Source organism: Yimella lutea (assembly GCF_006715095.1).
Classification (GTDB): Bacteria; Actinomycetota; Actinomycetes; order Actinomycetales; family Dermatophilaceae; genus Yimella; species Yimella lutea.
This window is the reverse complement of record NZ_VFMO01000001.1, coordinates 2847192-2865707: the sequence shown is the minus strand read 5'-3', so window position 1 is coordinate 2865707 and position 18516 is coordinate 2847192. Positions and strand designations below refer to the sequence as shown.

Annotated in this window: 8 protein-coding genes; all 8 read right to left on the bottom strand. The window is 64.4% G+C overall.

The annotated features are described in order from the left end of the window. Positions 1-14: 14 nt before the first annotated feature. The gene (locus FB459_RS13790) at positions 15-3788 is read right to left on the bottom strand and encodes a BREX-2 system ATPase PglY family protein (RefSeq protein WP_141928904.1); all 3774 of its coding nucleotides are present in this window, start codon (positions 3786-3788) and stop codon (positions 15-17) included. Continuing rightward, positions 3785-5746 (bottom strand): DUF262 domain-containing protein, encoded by a 1962-nt coding sequence (locus FB459_RS13785; RefSeq protein WP_141928903.1) that lies wholly within the window; start codon positions 5744-5746, stop codon positions 3785-3787. Before FB459_RS13785 ends, FB459_RS13790 begins: the two co-directional genes overlap by 4 nt. Further along, complete coding sequence (gene pglX, locus FB459_RS13780; protein WP_141928902.1) at positions 5747-9301, bottom strand: BREX-2 system adenine-specific DNA-methyltransferase PglX; 3555 nt, start codon at positions 9299-9301, stop codon at positions 5747-5749. A 5-nt stretch (positions 9302-9306) separates the two neighbouring features. Beyond that, positions 9307-13527, bottom strand: a complete 4221-nt coding sequence (gene pglW, locus FB459_RS13775) for a BREX system serine/threonine kinase PglW (protein WP_141928901.1) — start codon at positions 13525-13527, stop codon at positions 9307-9309. A 118-nt stretch (positions 13528-13645) separates the two neighbouring features. Then, entirely contained in the window at positions 13646-15379 is a 1734-nt protein-coding gene (locus FB459_RS13770; protein WP_170221934.1) for a GTPase, read from the bottom strand. Continuing rightward, positions 15372-17483, bottom strand: a complete 2112-nt coding sequence (locus FB459_RS13765) for a GTPase domain-containing protein (RefSeq protein ID WP_141928899.1) — start codon at positions 17481-17483, stop codon at positions 15372-15374. The genes FB459_RS13770 and FB459_RS13765 overlap by 8 nt, the downstream gene beginning before the upstream one ends. Before the next feature lie 70 nt (positions 17484-17553). Further along, positions 17554-17967, bottom strand: coding sequence for an HNH endonuclease (locus FB459_RS13760; RefSeq protein WP_170221933.1), 414 nt, complete (start codon positions 17965-17967; stop codon positions 17554-17556). Then, the gene (locus FB459_RS17415; RefSeq protein ID WP_170221931.1) at positions 17928-18476 is read right to left on the bottom strand and encodes a hypothetical protein; all 549 of its coding nucleotides are present in this window, start codon (positions 18474-18476) and stop codon (positions 17928-17930) included. The genes FB459_RS13760 and FB459_RS17415 overlap by 40 nt, the downstream gene beginning before the upstream one ends. Positions 18477-18516 lie beyond the last annotated feature (40 nt).

Genomic DNA, 18516 nt, shown 5'->3' with positions numbered 1-18516 from the left:
CAGCGCGGTGTCGGTCACTCCTTCGCCTTCCAACTCACATCAACGTCAACGTCATTGTGGGCCTGGAGGAAGGCGCGCAGCGACGTGATGACGTCGTCGTCGGCGGTACCCGCACGTCGGGTTCGGGTGACCGGAGCGGCGCCGACCGCAGCCGATGGTGCCGGCTCAGGGGTGGGTGCCGCCGGTGTGGGTGCGACGGGCGTCGGTGGTCGATGAAGGCTCAGCCACTCCCACGAGTCCTGCTCCGCCGCCACGAGGGCCGCCGCGGCTCCGCTAGAAAACTCGTCTGCGCTCAAGGCGTCCCGAAGCCGAGTGATGGCGGAGGCAGCGTCGTCTCGGCCGTTACCTTCGGTGCCGAGGGCATCGAGCATTGGGTTGAGCCTCGACCAGGTGAAGCTGTCCAGCGCGCGTGTAACACCTTCAGCGGTCTTCAGTGACCTGCCGGCTGCGGTGCCGCGCTCCTTCAACTCTGACGTCGCTAGCGCTTGTACGACCTGGACGCCATCGAGGTGTCGAAGTCGCTGCACCAGGGCTGCGGTCGACTGTGCGGTGGCGAGTCGATTCGGGCCAGTCTCAGTGACGACCCCCAGCCGGTCGTATGCCGACTCCAACGACTTGATGAGGTCGGCTGCGGGCCCTACGAGGGCTGCCGCCTCCTCCTTTACCTTGCTGACGAAATCGGCGACCGCAGGAGCGGTCATGTGTGGCGACGCCGCAACGCCCAACATTGAGGCACCGAGGCTTGTGCCGGCCGTCCATTCGCTCAGCGACGGAAGGGGCTGCATACGCAGTTCCATTTTGGGCTGCAGCGCACCAGGGTCTGGGGCGGTCGCTAAGGGCGATCCCTGCAGATACCACGCTCGCTGGCGCAGCGCGGCCCACGTGATGATCACGAGGTCGCTCATCGGGTCTTGCAACCCGGTTGGCGGCGTGACCTCGTTGATCCACGAACGCAGTTCTTCGACGGTGACGGGTGCGTCGGCTGGCGTGCCGGCGCTCTCGCGTGCGCCGAGGGCCTTCTCAAGCGCTGTGCCCCAACGGAATCGGTCGTCTCCCAGAATGAAGTGCATCTCTGCGGCGGTGCCAACCCCAAGCGGCCCGGCGATTCGCCGAACAGCCATCGCATCGCCCTGGAGCTCGACTCGCTTCTCCTTGTCTGCGGCCGCGCGAGCGACGTGGGCGGCGACCGTCCTCAGCTGCGCGACCTTGATTTCCTGGTCTGCGGGCTCGAATCGGGGGTGATCGGGGTAGGTCGCATCGAATGCTTGCGAGACGAGGTTTTCGAACGCTGCCCCGAGCGTTGCGCCCGATGGATCCTGGGGGTTGAAGGAGCGGTCGAGTGAGAAGAGGGTGCGGAAATGGCCAGGGTCATCTATCACGACATTGGGACGCAGCGTTGCAGCACCGTACGCCTGCTGAATGGCGTCTTCGATGCTTCGCTGCAGCGAATCGCGGTGCAGCTCTAGGATGTTCTTGGCGAGAACGCGATTTTGTTCGCTGAGGTGATCGGCGTGGCTCTGCCAGCGGTCACCGGGTCCGTCGAGCAACCAGTTCAGGATGACGAGACGACTCAGATCGTGCATCACATCGTCTGACAAGAACCGCGGAAGCCACACGATCGTCGGCGACTGGAAGTTGCGGGCGGTCAGTTGCTCGAGCCGCTCGAAGTCTTCGGCTCCGGTGTGCCCTTGGTCATCGAACGGGTGGTCGATGACGATGCGCCAGGTGCCGGGCGTGGCACGGAAGTGGTCATCGGACAGCCACGAGCTGTCGCGCACGTTTCCGAAGACGACCTCGACGCGCCGCTTCGTGCCTCGCCAGACGATGTCTCGTCCGTACGCGTTCTGCAGGTTGGCGACGCTGTTGCGATCGATGCCGATGGAGTCGCTGATGAGCTCGCGGATCAGTTCACGGCGGCGCCCCGCGTTGTCCTCGCCCTTCGCCCGGTCAATGATCGATTCGTAGTCGACGTCGGCGAGTTGGACGCGAATCGACGGATTGCGTTCAGAGCCGTCGATGTGAAGCTCGGGGATGTCGCGGGACCACGCGCGCACCTTCGACAACACGGCAGCTTCTTCTCCACCGGGGAGGGGCGAGACGATGGAGCCGTGGTTGAGGGCGGCGAGCCGTCCCCCGGTGAGTGCCTTCAGGGCGGGCACGTTCGGTGCGACAGCAGCGAGCAAGAGCGTCTTGACCAGGCGGTCGTCCGCTCGGAACCCGGCGGGTTGACCAGCCGGGTCGTTATGAATCGACGCGAGATCCAGATCATGGTTGCGAGCCAACAGCGGCAGGAAGCTCTCCTCGTAAAGACGGTTCGCCGACTTGAACAGAGAGGCGGCCTCAGTTTCCAGGGGTTGTGTCCCGCGCACGATGTAGTCGAACGAGTCGCCCACCGGCACGAGGTCATCGACGGTGAGGCTGTCCCGCCGATCGACCAGCATCTGCTGCATCACCTTCAGCGCCGTGCGCTCGCGCTGCATGACGCTGGCCAACGATCGGAGGGTTGAGATCAGCGCGGGGGAGAACGGGTAGGTCAAGCGAAACGCCTGCTCGTCCGACCCTCGGTTGGTCTCATCGGTGTTCACGCCATCGAGCAGCACGTCCCATACCTGCGGTCGCCGATCGATCGCGTCGAACGCGTCGCTGAGCACGCGCCCCCCCTCAGCATCCTTGGGACGGAGCAGCCGGCGGTTCGCGACGTACGGCAGGTTGGCGTCGCCGAGTTCGATAACCGAGAATCGCCCTTCCTGGTGCTTAAACGCGCGGTCGAGCGCCTCTTGCTCGGCCCCACTTGCACCAGCATCGGCGAACCAACGTCGCAGATCCATCTGGCGAGCGACGAACGAGATGAGCGGAATTGCTCGGGTGCCGGTAGACGACTCAACCAGCTTCGTGAGCTTCTGCGATTCACGGGCGAAGAACTCTCGGTCCTGCACCGCAAAGGCAAGCCACAGCACCAACTCGTCGAGAAAGAGGACCACAGCGTCGTAGCCAAGGCTCTTCGCATGTGCTGACACGGCTGCGAGACCGGTATCGATGTCGACGAACTCTGCCGCATCGGTGTAGGCGGTGAACATGGTGCTGGTCAACGCCGACACTAGCTTGAGCCGCTCCTCGCTCGAGGAGGCAGCAGCACGTGCCCGGTCATACGACGCCGCATCCCACCCGCCGCCGGCAGGACCGAGAACGGCGCTCCACGGATCGCTCTCGGTGGCGCCCACCTCCGTTGCAGAGTCCAGTCGATTCAGCTTCGCGAAGAACTGCTCGTCGCCCAGAGAGGCGCGCATCGAGTCGGCGTCGTTGAGGAGCTTGTCCGAGCGATGAACGGCTGGCAGCGGAGCGCCCGGATGCCGCTGCTCAATCTGCCGTAGGTAGCCCCGGAAAAGGGCTTCCTCCATCGACTGTGCGCCGAGCAAGTGGAACGCAAGAGGCAATATCTTGCGGTCCTCGAGGTCACTGTCGTGCTTGGCAATGACCTGTTGTAGCTCGGGCTTTGCTCGCGCTGCAGGCTCGCGCTCGAGCAGCGCGTACAGCACCGCCATGAAGTGTGACTTACCCGAACCGAACGAACCGCTGAGGAAGGCGCCACGACTGATCCCCGACCGGACCGACTCGCCGACCAGGCCGAGCGCCTTGTCGAAGGCGTCTACAAGCCCCTCCGTGACCACGTAGTCGTCGATCGTACGAACCGCAGAAGCATGACCAACGGAGTCGGTGAGTCGTAGCACGTAGTCCTCGGCGCCTGCATGGTTGGGGATGTTGATGACATCGCGCAGCGGAGTCGTCATGCCGGCTCGTCCTCTCTCGAAACTTCGGTGCCTTCGGCACCGAGAAGCGTGTCGTCGTCGCCTTCGTCAACAGGGTCATCCTCGGCGTCGGCCGCCTCGGCGCCCGTCGCCGGCGCGACGGGCTTCTGGGCCGGCCAGCGCTGCAGCGCCCATTCAGTCAACGTCAGGCGGCGAGCTTCCATGGTCTCGGGTGTCCAGTCGGCGAGCTGAGCGAGGTCGCTCTCCTGTGCCAGACGCGAATTCGCGTAGCACGGGCTGCTCTGACCGGCGGTTCCCTTCTTTGCCGCGAAGGATTTGCGGCCGTAGGACGAGTTGTCGTCGGTGAGTACGAGATTGGCGATGCTGTGGACCAACTCCTGGTGCTGGTCGGGGAGGAACGCGCTCCACTCGCCCGAGGTCCACGACGGATTCTGGGGGAGGATGTGCTCGGTGGTGCGGCCAGCCCGCGAACCGTCGGCGTAGGTCTTGAAGTCGTTGACATCTGACTCACGCCGGGCGCGTGAGAGCTCATACTCGTAGAGGAAGTACTTGTGCCCCTGAGTTCGCCAGTACCACTGCTGGTTTGAGGAGAGTCCGGAGCGAACCACGTCGTCATCGGCGTGGTACCAGATGAGAGCTTCGATCTGGTCAAGGATGTAATCGCGATCTGCGCCGTTGTATAGCTCGAACGCGAGCCGGTAGAGACGTGCCTGACCGGTGTTGCTCCGGCGCTGACCAATGACGAATACCCGTGCGGCGTAGCGCTCGCACGCCGCGAGAAGCGCGTTGTGGAACTGCCCGTCCATGTGGTGGGTGAGCCGCGCCGCGAGTAGCAGCGGACGAAAGACGGCGGTGACTCCGCTGCGGCGCAACCGAGCTGCGGCGGACCTGGCGCCCGCCGTGACGCCGAGATCGCTACCGAAGGACTGATAGGCCGCCTGCGGATCGAGGAACTCTGCGGTGAAGTGCGCGCTGTCTCGGAGGCTGGTGACGTAATTGCTGACGTCTCGGACCAGATCCCCGACGGGTTCGCGCGCGGTGTTGGAAAGTCTCGAGGACCCGGGGATGTAGCGGTCGCGGGAGAAACGCGCCTTCACGGACGCCGCGCCCTTCCAGTAGCGGGCCATCGGCTCGTAGGTGGCGATCCAGTGAGAGCGCAGCAGAGTGCCTTCGCCAGCGCCCTGACTGGCGAGGGTTTCGTAGATGTCCGACCATGCCTTGTTGATGAGGCCGGCCAAGCCCTCTGCGGCGGCCGAATCGGCAAGGAAGAGCAGGTAGTTCTTGATGAGTTCCAGGTCGGTCAGGTCGCGGCCGCGACCGTTCAACGTCTCGAAGATCTCTCCGGCATGTGAGCTGGGCTCCACCTCATAGATCAGGAAGCGCAAGCCGCTCGTGACACGAGTCTGTAACCGCTGGAGCACCATGAGGCTGTCGTCCACGTTCATGCCCTCGTGGAGGTTGGCAATGCGTTCGCGGAAGTACTCCGCCGCCGCGCTCAGTCGCTGTTCTCCTGCGGTGAGTGTGAGTTTGCCCTGTCGGCCGTTGCCGAGCACGACCGTCATCCAGTGATCGTTGAGGTCGTCGGCGAGCCGCAATCGGGAGAAAGGAAGGCCGCCTACGGCCAATGTTCCGTAGGTCCGGCGCAGCAGGTCGGAGCGCTCCTTGGCAAGGGGGTGATCGATACCCTCAAGAGCGCGACGCAGCTGGTCGATGAGGATTAGGCACGTTGTGAGTCGCTGCTGGCCGTCGACGATTTCGCATTCGGTGAGCACGTCACCGGCGTCGGTAACGACTTCGGTCTCGCGCTCCTTCAGCACAAGCGTGCCGGTGTAGTGCTTCGCCGAATCGTGCATCAGGTCGAGGTCTTGCCACAGGTCGTCAAGCTGGGGTGCTGTCCAGGCGTACGGCCGTTGGTAGTCGGGCACGACGAACGCTCGTCCGTTGACGATCTTTGGGAGGGGCACTGCGGCGGTTGGCATCTAGGCGCCCTTCCGTTTGCGGCCGCGGGTGGCCGGGGATGGCCGCCACGCACGGATCTCTTCGATCGTCTTGCCCAGGCGGGCAGAACGTTCACGCAGTTGCTCGGCGAAGAAGTCGGCCATGTTGATGCCGAACGTTGGGTCAACTTCGTTGTGCCACTGGGCGACCCACGGCTGAAGCTCAGCCAGACCTGCAACAAGCGGCACCAGCTTCTCGTCGGGTGCGCCTTCGCTGGTGCGTTGATCGATGATCGTCGCGAGGGCGAGAGCCTGTTGCGCGTGGTCCCAGCCTGCCCAACCGAGCAGGAGCGTCGGGTCGGTGTCACGCGATGCATCCGGATAGATGATGAACCGTTCCTTCGGCACATCCAGCTTGCCGCGGTGTTGCCACCAGGTCGGCTTGCGGAAGTCGGCGCTGGTGTACTTCGGCGGCACGGGAATCTTGTCGATCTTCTCCCCGGCATCTTCGCGCCGTTGCAGCTGCCAGGTGTGCTCCCACGCCTCGCGCTTGCGCAGGCCAGAGTCCTTCAAGCGATAGGCCGCCAGGTAGGGCACAGCCTCGTTGGTCAACAGGTCGGTCAGCGACTTCGTGATGCTTTGGTCCTTCACACCGGACCACAACTCAAGGACTGACACCAGGTCGGAGTCGCGGGCCACGCGATCGGCCAGCTGTCCGATCGATGTCGGGGCGGGGCGTCCGTGGGAGTCGAACCAGTACTTTCGGTCCTCCAGTCGGTCGAGCAACCAATCGCGCAACGCACGCTCGACCTGCTTCTCCCACGGATCGCTCGCCCAGCGTCGCTTATGTTCCGGTTTCTCCAGCAAGCGGATGAACCTATCCGACTCGATGAGGTCGAGCCGGCGCTGCACCAGTTCGCGGTACGCGGCCGGCCAGTGGGAGGGGATCTCGGTGATGGGTGTCGAACCGTGGCGGGTGAACCAGGCAGTCTCCTCACCTCCTGACGCGACCTCTCGGGCGAGGGCAATCTCGAAGGCGCGCTCACCTAAGGCCAGCTCGGGGAGGTCGTCGCCGGGGTAGGTGAGTGCATCCTCGGTAATGCCGTAGTCGGCGTAGACCTCCCAGTCGAGTTCTTCTTGCTGCGCGATGAGCTGACCAGACAAGTGGCCGGTGGTGAGGTGCGCCGACTCGAGGCCGGCAATCATCGGCACGGACGACGGCGAAACGGCCTCGGCGAAGACGTTCGCCTTTTGCTGCGCGAGTCGATCGAGCAAGCGGCCGCGGCTGAGAGGCAGTCGGGATGGAAGTGGGAAGTCTTGAAGGGTGGAGCCGGTGAACTCGTAGCGGTCGGACCATGGTTGCTGTGACACGCGTGCTCCATCGCCGCCCATTGGATCTCCGCCCTTTGGGTAGCTGTTTTGCTTGAGCCAGAAGCAAGCGGTCGACGAGTTCAGCACCCCGAGCAGCGCGAGATGGTCGTCCTCCGTCGCGTCCTCTGGCAGCTTGATGACTGGGGCGGAACGGTTGAACACCTTGCCGCCACGGTCGAGGACGAAGTGGTTGTGGGTCGCCACAAACGCGAACGTGATCGATAGCGGCGTAACGTACGGCTTTCGCGTGAATTGCATGTATTCCCACCATGCGAGTCCGGCGTCAGCCATCTTCCCTTGGAAGGTCGCTCGTTCTGCGAGAGTTGTTCGCCAGGGCCACAGTTCGGTGCGAAGCCCCCCCTCCGTCGGTTTTCCCGTGGCGTAGTCATACGGAAAATAGATCTGCTCGTCGGGCGCCGCCGACCAATCACGGACGATGTCGCCAAGGACGAGCGGGCGGAGTTGGCCAAGCAGATGAGGAATTGGCGGTTTCCAAGTCATCGGCCTCATGTACGCCTCGTCGGCACCTGCACGAATTGACCCACCAATTGGCGTCTGAACTACGGCCGAGAGCCGACGCGTCGCCACCTCGATGAGATGGAGGAGCGGGGAGGCTGCCCCTCCTGCCAGGCTCCAGGGGTGCTTGGCGAGAGACGTGCGGCCAAGGTCTATGACGGAGATGTAGGCACCCTCATATTCGTCATCCTTGACATGGTTCACGATGGAGGACCAGACGAGCCCTCTTGCCGGATCGCTCGGCTGGCCAGGCTCTCCGCGGACGCCGAGCACCGCCCGAACCGACGCGCCCTCGGGCGACTGATTGCGACCAACGATGATGACCGTCGGTGTGCCATGCCCGGGGATGTAGGCGCCCGACGTGTCCGCGACGAGCCGAAGGTCTTTCCGGGCCAGGAATTTCTCGATCAGAGGCGCCCCGAACTCGCGCTTCATGAACGAGTTTGAGGTGATCTGCCCGGTCCAGCCGGCGGGAAAGTCGCCATCTCCGCGCTTCGCCAGTTGGAAGAAGCGCTCCATGAAAGGCACGGTGAGGGCATAGGTCCGATGGCAGGAGGCGTAGAGTTCGCGGTAAGTTGCGTTGAGCTTCTTGTCCTTGACGGTGATGTATGGCGGATTGCCGACGACCACGTCGTAGCGTCCGGGGGTCAGGATCGTGCGCAGTAGCGACAAGTCCTCACTGGCATAAGCGAATCCGCCGACTTCGGAGTCAAAGTCGAAGCCCTCGAACTCGAACGACCGCTGGTGTCCCCCGTGCAGGAGCGAGTCGCCCGCGGCAAGGTTTAGCTCGAAGGCTGGGGCGTTTTCGAGGGAGGTCTCACCGCACGCCTGGAGCGCGGCGACGATGAGTCGGAATCGCGCGATCGCGACGGCGAACGGGTTGAGGTCGACGCCGTGCACTGCCTTCAGCGCTTCGGCGACTCTCGCTCGCACGTTCAACCCGGGAGCGTGTGCCGCCCACCTGCGGTTGAGGCGGGCGAAGGCTCCGAGCAGGAAGTGTCCCGATCCGCAGGTGGGGTCGATCAGAGTGAACCCATCCAAGGGTCGCTCGGCCAGGGCAGGTTCCATCGTCTGGTCGAGGATGAACTCCTCGACAAACTCCGGGGTCTGCAGGAGCGCGTAGGTCTTCTTCGCGTAGTCCGAAAGATCCTGATAGAGGTCACCGAGGAAGCGCGTCGACAACTCGGCGTCGGTGAAATCCCAGATGAGCGCGCCGTCCTCGGAAGACTGACGCCAGAAGTTCACAAGTCGCTGCGCGGCCGGACCTGACGGGCTGACGCTCCACAGGGGTGAGTGCGACTCGACCAAGGAACGCGTGGCGTGCACCGTCCGCAGATGCTCGATCGCTTGCTCCAGCCACTCGCGGCTGGTGTGTTCGGGGTTCAACCGAAAATAGCTGAGCTCGGCATCGAGCGCTTCCTGTCGGCGGTCGGCTGGACCGCTGATCCACACCGGCTGAAGCAGGCGGTTGTCCTCACAGAACCGAATAAACACCGTGGTCAGCACCCACGCGACGGCGGCCTGGGTCACGCGATCGTCACGCCACGCCTGCCACGACATCGACGTTCGTTCCTGTTCGGTGGCCTGGCGGTGCTCGCGAGTCCACTTCGCGCGCACCTCGGGCTGGCTCTCCACACGAGCGCGGAGGTCGTCTTCTAACGACAGGACAACCTTTTTCAGCTCAGACGTCAGCGCTGACGAAACAGGCACGTGCTCTACTCCTTCGAGGCGGCGCTGACGCGCGACATGACTGCGTCGATCCACTCGTGGTCGACGCGAACGAACTGGGCAGGTGAGTCGAGGGGGATCGGGCGACCATCGAGCAATGCACCCCAATTCGCCGGCAGCTGCGGAACCACGAGCCACACCGCCCGATTGCGAGGAGCTGCGAGCTCAGTCCACCGGGTGAGCATCGCCAGGTTCCCGTAACGAGCCAGAGGGGCTGCCTCGGCAATGACGACAGGCCCATCCCCGCCAGCGGCGACCGCCTCTTGCACGGCACCTTCCACCGTGGGCCACACCCTGGTCATCAAAGCGGCGAGACCCTGGCGCTCCCTGCTGTCGGGCGTCGCGGCGTCAGCGGCGAGCACAGTCTCCCACGGGAGTCCAGCCCGCTCCGACTCTGCTCGGAGCGCTTCCAGCAGCACGTCGGTGAGGTCGACGATAGTCGCGGAGTATCGGTCCTCGGCCGTTCTGGTGAATCGCGACAGCGATTCACCGGCGGGCACCCCGACCGCCAAGAAGGATCGACTGCTGATCGACTGTTCGAGCCGACGATCTGCCTGGCCGATCGGAGCTGCGAGATTCGTTTGGGGCGTCACCCGGGTTGCCCGACGCGACTCCAAACCGGTTGTGTCGGACGTCGGAAGGGGCGTCCGGTAGGTGTTGAGCCGATCGTCGAAGACCAGGTGAAGCCCGGCCTCATGCAACAGCCGGTCGAGTTCCGGCCGCGAGGGAAGGGCGGCAAGCGCGGGAAAACGGACATTGACGCGTCGCCGTACTTCCTCGGGGGTCATTTCCCCGGCGGCGAACCCCTGGAAGGTCAAACGGACGGCCGTCACCGGGCTGAGGTCGCGGTGGTGGAGGTCTCCGGCCGCGGTTGTGGCGGCATAGGTGCTCGTGGCAGCTGCCAGTCGAGTCAACCGCTCTGGCGACGTCAGGGAAGCCGAATTGACGTTCTTGGAGACCGTCTCGAGTCGCTTCAACGCGCGCTCCGCCGGCACGACGCTGTTGTGGGTCGAATCCGCCGAAACCAGAGCGTCGGCCTCCCGGCCCAGCCCCTCGGCAACGTCAAGCAGTGCCTGCTCCGTTGCCAGCAGCGTCACCCGGCCGTCGCGGCGCCGAGTCACGACGGCGCTCAGGTCATCGTCGTCTGCCAGACGCCGAGCACGTACTCGTTCAAGCGTCCAGCGCAGCACCCCCGCAATGAGTTGCTCGTCAGGGGTGGGGTCGTCGGAAGGGTCAATGATCGACGCCACGACCTTCACGGCCTCGGCGTAGGTCAGGACGCCGCCGTGAGCGGCCAGTTCAGCCGTGAGGCCCTCGGCGAGCTCGTCGAGTAGCTCACGCGACTTGGCATCTTGGGCCCAAACGTGCTGAAGCTCAGCGAACAACTGGCTGATGCGCCCCGCCGTCACATCAAGCGTCGCGGCGAGCTGAGCATGTGTGGCAAACGCGTCCGATGGTTCACCAAACCCAAATACGAGACGCACCAGGGGTATTCGCGTCTTCGCACCAGGCCCATCCAGGGCATCTAGGAGTGTCTGAGCAGAGTCTTCCGCCGTGCGTGTGCTGGCGGTTCGCGACGGTCTGACCTGGGAGCCGAGGCGTTTACGCCAAGCCTTCACCCGACGACTGACCTGAAGGCGGGTGGCGTTGCGCACGCCCGGCATCCGCGAGATGACAACGCTGTCGAGCGCGAGCAGGTCTGCCACCGTCACGAGCGCATACGGCTCGACTGCGGACAGAGCCCGGGGGGTCAAGCCGGCTTCGGGGAGGGGTGTCGTGAGCTCTGCTGCCTCCGCCAGGGCATCTGCATTCTCGTCGGCTTCGGTCGTCGCCTCGTCGGTAAAGACGCCGCTCCAGGCCGCACGCATCTCCTGAGCAGTGTGGTGGCGCTTACTGACATCGCGGGCGAGGGCGACCCGGAAGAATGCTGTGAGTCCCCCTGCCAGGGACGGATCGAACATTTCGGGGCTGATCGTTGCCTCGTCGGGAATGGTTGCCGGGTCTGCCTGCCCGTCCCCGTAGGCAGGGGTGGCGCCGGTTGCCATTTCGAAGAGCACCACCGCCGCCGAGTAACGCTCGGCAGCGGAGTCGAAGCGATCGCGCTGCCCGCCCAGGAACGGGTCGAGGTAAGGCGGTGTGCCGGCCGAGGTGGCCGATGCTGCTGCGCGGGTCAGCGAAAAGTCAAACAGGACAAGGTGTTTCGTGCGGTCGCTACGAGATTCGAGGACGCCGAGGTTTGAGGGTTTGATGTCGCGATGGTCGATACCTGCATTGTCCAATGTGACGACCGCGTCGAGAAGGTCTTGGCCGAATCGCTGAAGCAGGTCGATGGAGAGCCGGTCACGGGCGCGCAACGCATCGGTGAGTGTTTCGGTGCCGGCACTTTCCAGCAACAACGCGCGTCGTTCACCCACTGAAAGCGGACCATCGACAAGCTTCACAAGGCGAGGGCTGCGTAGGCCACGCAACACCTCCGCCTCGTCCACCAGGCGCGCGGCGGCATCGTCGTTGAGCGCGACTTTCAGGACCCGCTCAGGCGTTCCTTCTGGTGCGAGGAGGTCTCGTACCAGAAGCCCTACCGCCGTCGAGCCCTTTCCGAGGCGCTGAATCAGTTCGAAGCGACCCGAGAGCACAGCCCCTGGAAGGGCATCCAGCGGGTCGTCATCGGAGTCATCGGGTGTTGCTGCGGCTCGTTCCGCCTGGGCAAGGAGCTGCAGAAAGGCGCTCACGTCGCCAAGCCGCTTGGTCGGTGAGGGGTTGGTCGCCCGAAGAATCGCGTTTCGCAGTTCGCTTGAAACATGGGAAAGTTCGACCGAAACGTCGAGTCCGTCCTGGGCCCGGAGCCGATCGCGCAGCCCGATGGCGCTGCTTGCCGCGCCACGTCCGGTAAGGATGTAGAACGCGAGGGCGCCGAGACCGAAGACGTCCAGCCGCACGCGATCGGCCGCGGCGTTCCAAACGCCCTCGGGAGCGCGGAACGACGAGGACGCCCACTGCTCGGCGTCGCTTTCGTCGCTCATGCCCGCGCTCGAGGCACCCGTCTGGGCACCCATGAGCGAGGTCACGCCCGGCCCAAGTGAGGTTCCGCCGTCGACAACGCCTGACCCATGCCAGTCGCTGACCTTGACCTTCACCTCGTCGTCGGTTGCCAGCTCGCGCACCCAAACAGCTCGGGGTGTAAGCGACCGGTGTACAACCTTGTTGGAGTGCGCGTACTGCAGCGCCTCGCCGATCTGCCGAACGACCGACAGCTGGGTGGTCAGAGGGAGCTGGCCTTCGCGGTCGGCCATCCACAGATCGAGGCGGCGCCACTGGTCGTCGTGGTCGTACACGAGACCGACGCCGAGGTCGGAGTCGACAATGTCGCGGGGGCAGACCAAGCCGTCGTGGTGAAGCCGCGACATGATGCGGAACTCGTGGTCGGCAAGCATTCGGACCCGTTGACGTTCGCTTTCCGCTGCGTCGGCGGGAGTCGTCTGGAAGCGGATGCGCGCCTGCTCCTGGTGGGCGACGCGGTGCGAAGCGAACCACTCCTGCCACCCGGATCCTTCATCAACGGCAGCCGAATCGGTGATGACCCAGGAGCCAGCCTCGCGCTCCCGGCGTTGAACGAGGCCGAGCCGTGCGATGAGCTGGGCGAGAATCTCCTCCTGGTTCGCGCCAATCGGCTTGTGCCGCGGTGGCGCCAACAGCAGCTCGGAGATGCCAGGCAGGTGCGAGTGGGTCGACCCATCAAGGCCGTAGAGCCCGAGCTTCGAGCTCTCCGAGAGCTCACACCGGAGGTTGGGGTGATGGAGGAAGACCGACTCCTTGACGAACGGAACGATCTCCCGAGGGTCGACGCCGTGCGCGCCGCGCTCCCGTGCCCAGTTGTCGAGTTCGGTGACCAGCTTGCTCTTGAAGTACTGCGCCTTGCGGCGAGCAAGCTTGAGCGGCGAATCCTCGGCACGTTTGCCGGCTCGCAACCAGCGATGATCGTCGCCGTGCAGCACGCCGGAGTAGTACTTCATCTCGACGAGATGCAGGGTGTCGCGGGTGAGGACGAGCAGATCGACCTCATGCCAGCGACCCTGGCCATCACGGAACTCAAAGTTGGACCACGCCCGGAACGGTGGCTCGTCGGGGAGCAGTCTGCGGACGATCTGGAGGCCCTCGGCCTCATGGGTGAACTGCGACGGACTGACCTCAGTCCAACGGTCACCCGCCATCGTGTCCCCCTTGCGGTGCTTGTCCTCGGGCGACCCTATCCGACGTGGTCCGTGGGCGTGCCGACCGCCACGAGGTGCCGTCTTTGGCTCTCAACCCGGGCCATACGACGTCGCAGGCTCATCCGGCACTAACCTCATCCGGTGCCAACCTGGCCAGTGCTGCACGTGCACCATCCTGGATCGAGCCGAGGCGCGATCGATGGTCGGACCGCGTCGAACGCGCGCCGTGGATGGCGTCTGCCATGGCATCGATGCGCTGAAACTCGGGGGAGAGCGTCTCATCCAAGCCTGCTCGCACGGTGCGCAGCGCATTCGCAGAGATGTCGTCGGCTTGGGCGAGGACTTCCTGGGTGATGTTGCGGCGACGCTCCGCCCGTGCCCGCTCCGTCGCGACGGCGTCACGCTCGCCGGCGTAGACGTCGTACAACTGGCTCCCGACTGCGATGACAGCGCCACCGACCTTGACGGCTCTTCCGATCGTGTTGGCGGTCCTCGCCGCTTCCCATGGCTTGAACTTCTTTCCGAATGTATGCCCGAGGCTTAAGACGATCTTGTGACCGTTGCTCTGCGAAGCTGCCTTCACCCCGTCGCCCGCGCCCCACATCTGATGGAACTTCTTGAGGTGTTCAGACAGATCACCTGCCCAGCGAGGGGCTGAGCGCTGGGACGTGGTGGAGCCAGCACGGACCGATACCTCGTCCATACCGAGAGCTTCCGCCTGCACGTCCCCGAGCCGAACGGCTACCCGTCCATACGGCGATGCCTCAATCTCGAGGACCTCGGATGCGAGGTCGTCAAACTGGGCCTGGAGGGTGTCTTGAACGGAGCTCTCGAAGCTCGTCAGCGCTGTCCTCAACTGCTTATTAAGGTCCGCCACTTCGTCCTGAACCTTCTCGTCGGTGACGGTGCCATGATCGTCGGCCGTCTCAATGGCGTCAGCGAAGCGGGTCGCAGCCCGCACCGCGTCACCGCGGAACTGCGCTACCTGCGCCTCTAGCTGGCCGTCGAGATGAATGCGCTTCTTCGAAAGCGCGGATCGTTGCCTTGCCAGCACTGTGAGGGACGCCTGCTCGTCAGGGTCGTCTACTAAGGATGCGGAGGCTTCGATCGAGATTGCCAGCAGCTGTTGCAATGGCTGGCTCACGCGCCCGATGGTCCCGTGATCTCGAGCGAAGCCGTTGATGCGGTCGGCCACCAAGGCGAGATTGGACGCTTCGATAAACGCAGCCGAGTCGGCGGGCGCAGAGGTGGCCAAGTCGAGGCCGTCGAGGTAGTACTGGGCATCGCACTCAACCCACGGAACTTTGTCGAATGGCCCGAGCGCTTCGAGGATCGCTTGCTCACGCACGCCGGGTGCCGGCGTTGGCATCGTTCCAGCCTTCGTGATCACCATCAGCGTCTGACGGGATTTTCCCAGCCGGCCAAGAACATCACGCAGGTGAGCGACAAGCGTGTCATCGAACAACTCGACCGGCACGGCAAACAACACGAGGTCCGCGGACTGCAAGGCTTGCTCGGCGAGCTCGTCATGGTGGGGGCGGCCGGCATGGACACCGGGTGTGTCAACGAGCCTCACATCGCCATCCCAGTCGTACTCAGTGACGGAATCTGTTGTCACCCCAGACCCAATGGGCACATTGAACGTCCGATCGGTGAGCGCCTCGATGAGGGTCGACTTGCCGCTGCTGTGGTAGCCGGTGAAGACAAGTAGCGGAACGGCGTGGTCTTCTACTGCGAGCCGATCGAGGAGAGGCTCCCCCTGGGCTGGGTCGATCTCCCTCAATAGCTGCCTGAGCTCGTCTCCAAGCATTCTCGTGGTCGCCGACGACTCCTTAAAGAGGTTGTCATTCATGCGATTCTGCGCCTTTCTTGGTCGTCGTGATCTGAACGCTCTTACCGATGTGTGTGGCGAGGGCATCTCCCCAAGTTTCGGCGATCGCGGGTGGGATATCAGTGTCAATGTGGACGTGCGCAGACTGGGCCGATGCCTCCAGCAAATTGACTGGGGCATCGATGAGGCTCAGGGTGTAGCTGAGCGCACTCGCTGCTTCACCACGGAGAGGTGGCGCTTTGCCGCCGCTGAGCTTCTCGCCGATGTCTGGTGGATACAGCCAGGCTTCGTGGAAGCCCGTCTCGGTCAGCTCGGTCAGGATGCATACGCCCGGCACCCGCGTCGACCGCCTCACTGAGTGAGCGAGCCGCTCGCGTCCGGCGATGCGGAGCAGTGCCTTCGTGGTCTGCAGGTCCAGTTCGGTGAGCGTTGCGTGTAACTTGTTGCGGTGGTCAGCCAGGCGGGCAGCAGCGTCGTCGAGGGCGCCGGCGTCTGACTCGGCTCGCCTCTGCTGATCGGTGAGGGTGTCGCTGAGCTTCCCGAGACTTTGGCCGATCGCTTCCACATAGGCCTTGGAAAACTGATCGAGGATTGGCCCGACTTTTTCTGCGAGCTGCTGGCGCCTCCTACGAAGTACTTCGGGCTTCCCGAGGACGGTTTGGTTGATGCGATCGTTTAGCCGACTCGCAGCGATCGAAATGACGGGCGTTGCGACGGTGCTGGTTATGGCTGCCGCCTTGACTCCGGCAGCAAGGCCGCCTGGCCCGGCGACAACGGCGCCGATGGCGCTGATGACTGCGACGCTGACCAGTGCCACCGTGGCTCGCAGGGCGCGGTTGCCCCAGACTGAGCCGAAGTCTGATAGGTCGATTGAGCCGAAATCGTTGAGCGGTACGCTCGCCCACTCGCTCTCTGCAGCTTCCGTCGCCGACCGAATATCGGCTGCAAGCTTGGCGGATCGCGTCTTGAGCAGCGGCTCGATCTCCTCCTTCAAGGTAGAAAGTTCTGCCTTCCACTCTCCCTCCAGTGTCGGACCGAAGTCTGTGGCCTGCAGGTGCCAGTCGCGTCTCTTGCCCACCGCTCTCTTGACGTCGGCCACCATCTCCTCGCCGGCGGTATGAACGACGCGTCGCAGACGGGAGTGAAGGTCTGCCGTCTTCTGGCGGTCGTGCTCTGCCTGTGCGCGGAGGGTCGCCATGTCGCTCCCGAGCGACCGCTCAAGTTCCGCAGCGCCTTGGCGCTGGGCGTCAACCAAGCGAAGTGCGCGGCGACTCTCGCTATGTGCGCGCTGTTCCTGCAGCAGGGCGTCCGTGAGGTCGTTGATCCGGCTCGCTGCGTGAAGCTCGACCCTCGCCTCCGGGTCAGCCAGCGCTGCTTCGGCCGCGAGCGCGTGCACGTAGACCACCCCAAGCGCGCGCACGCTCGCCTGAGCAAGATGTGCCTCGATCTCCACCACGAGGGCGTCCTTCTGGCCGAACACTCGTTCCGGGAAACGAAGCAGATTTAGCCGGCCCACGCCTTCCAACGCTTGTCTGCAGTTGAGGACAACAATGATCGGCTTGCCGATTAGGCCCAGCTGTCGCAACGCGACCGCCGATTCTTCCTGAACGGAGTCGCTGCTGTTGACCCACAGCACGACGTCCGCCTCGCGTGCGGCGTCGAGAGCCAAGGCCGTGTCGTCGACGCCCTCGTAGGCGCCGACCCCGGGGGTATCGACGATCTCGATCGCATCAGACACAGCCGCGGTGACCGCGAGAACATCCCGGGAGAACCGTTGCCGTCCGTCCCCGACGCGGTCGAAGTGAGAACCGGTGAGTGCAGCGAGCAGCGACGACTTGCCAGCCATCGTCCGGCCCATCAAGACCACCCGCATGGGCGTCGTCGGATCCCCGGACCGGTCCGTTGTCGGCGGACGGGCAGGTTCGTCCCCGCGAGTCACCTGTGGGGGCAGGCCGGCTTCCGCTCGGTCACGAACGGCTTGAATCTCAATCTCGTTTACGGTCCCTTGGAAATCGGCGACCGCATTCAGCAGGCCAGGCCACGGATCGGAGACTTCCGGCTCTTCGCCGAAGAGCATCGGGAGTGCGGACGGCATCCACTCATAACGAGACGGGGTGGCGGGCATGGACGCATCTTGGTGCACAGGTCAGACAATCGGGGTGTAGTTCGGAGAAGTACGCCAGGAATCGCGCTCGCTAGCCGCGACCAAACCAACTGCTGCACTTGGTGTTGTGCGCGCGCAGCCACTCGGCGTCTGGATGGGCCGCCTGGTCGTTTGGTAGCCGGAGCTGTTGGCCGTGTAGACCGGCGTATTCCTGCGACGCTCGAACCGCAGGCGCCAGGTGCACTCGATGCTCCGGGCCAATGGTTAGCAAGTGCAGATCGAACAGCGTGTGGATGTCCGACCTGAGCAGAAGAGCGTTCGTCACGACATTGGTGTGCGGCCCCTTGTACTCCATGATGTGCGCTGCCTCCAGGATCGGCAGCACGTCGGTGCCGGTTACCGCACATCGCTCGCCGTAGGCCCGGACCGCGTCGGCGCGGAACTTGCCGCTGCCTTGCCTGCGCACTACATCTGCCGGGACGCGGATGCGATTGTCGGACGCCATGTCCTCCACCGACACCAGCCCGGTCTCGTCGGTGCTCCACACCGGGTCGGCGTGGAGGGCGACACCAGCCCGGTCTCGTCGGTGCTCCACACCGGGTCGGCGTGGAGGGCGACACCAGCGACCTGAGACTCGAGCCATCGCATGGAATCGGGATCGGTGATGTGCGGCTTGGTGTGCAATGCCGGAGCACCCGCGTTCTTAGCAACTTCTTTCCCGGTCGGCTGCCCCGCGGACGTCGCGTGCTCGAGCACGAAGTTGAATCGGAACCGGTAGTTGCTCCGCTTCGCGTCGTCGATGTTCCAGGGCATTTCAGTGCCCGGCAGCGTTTCATGGAGGTCGTCGAGCACACGCACGCTCCCGACGAAGCTCTCGCCGGACTGCCAGAAGTAGACGACGTCCCCGGCGCGGATATCGCGCCGTGACGTCATGTCCCAGAACGAGTTCTCGCAGGCGATCCGCCAGTGCTCGGGGTTCTCCCGGTCGATGGCGACGATCCAAGCGGTAGACATGCTGCTCCTCGGAGAAGAGCGGGGAGGCATGTCCTAGGTC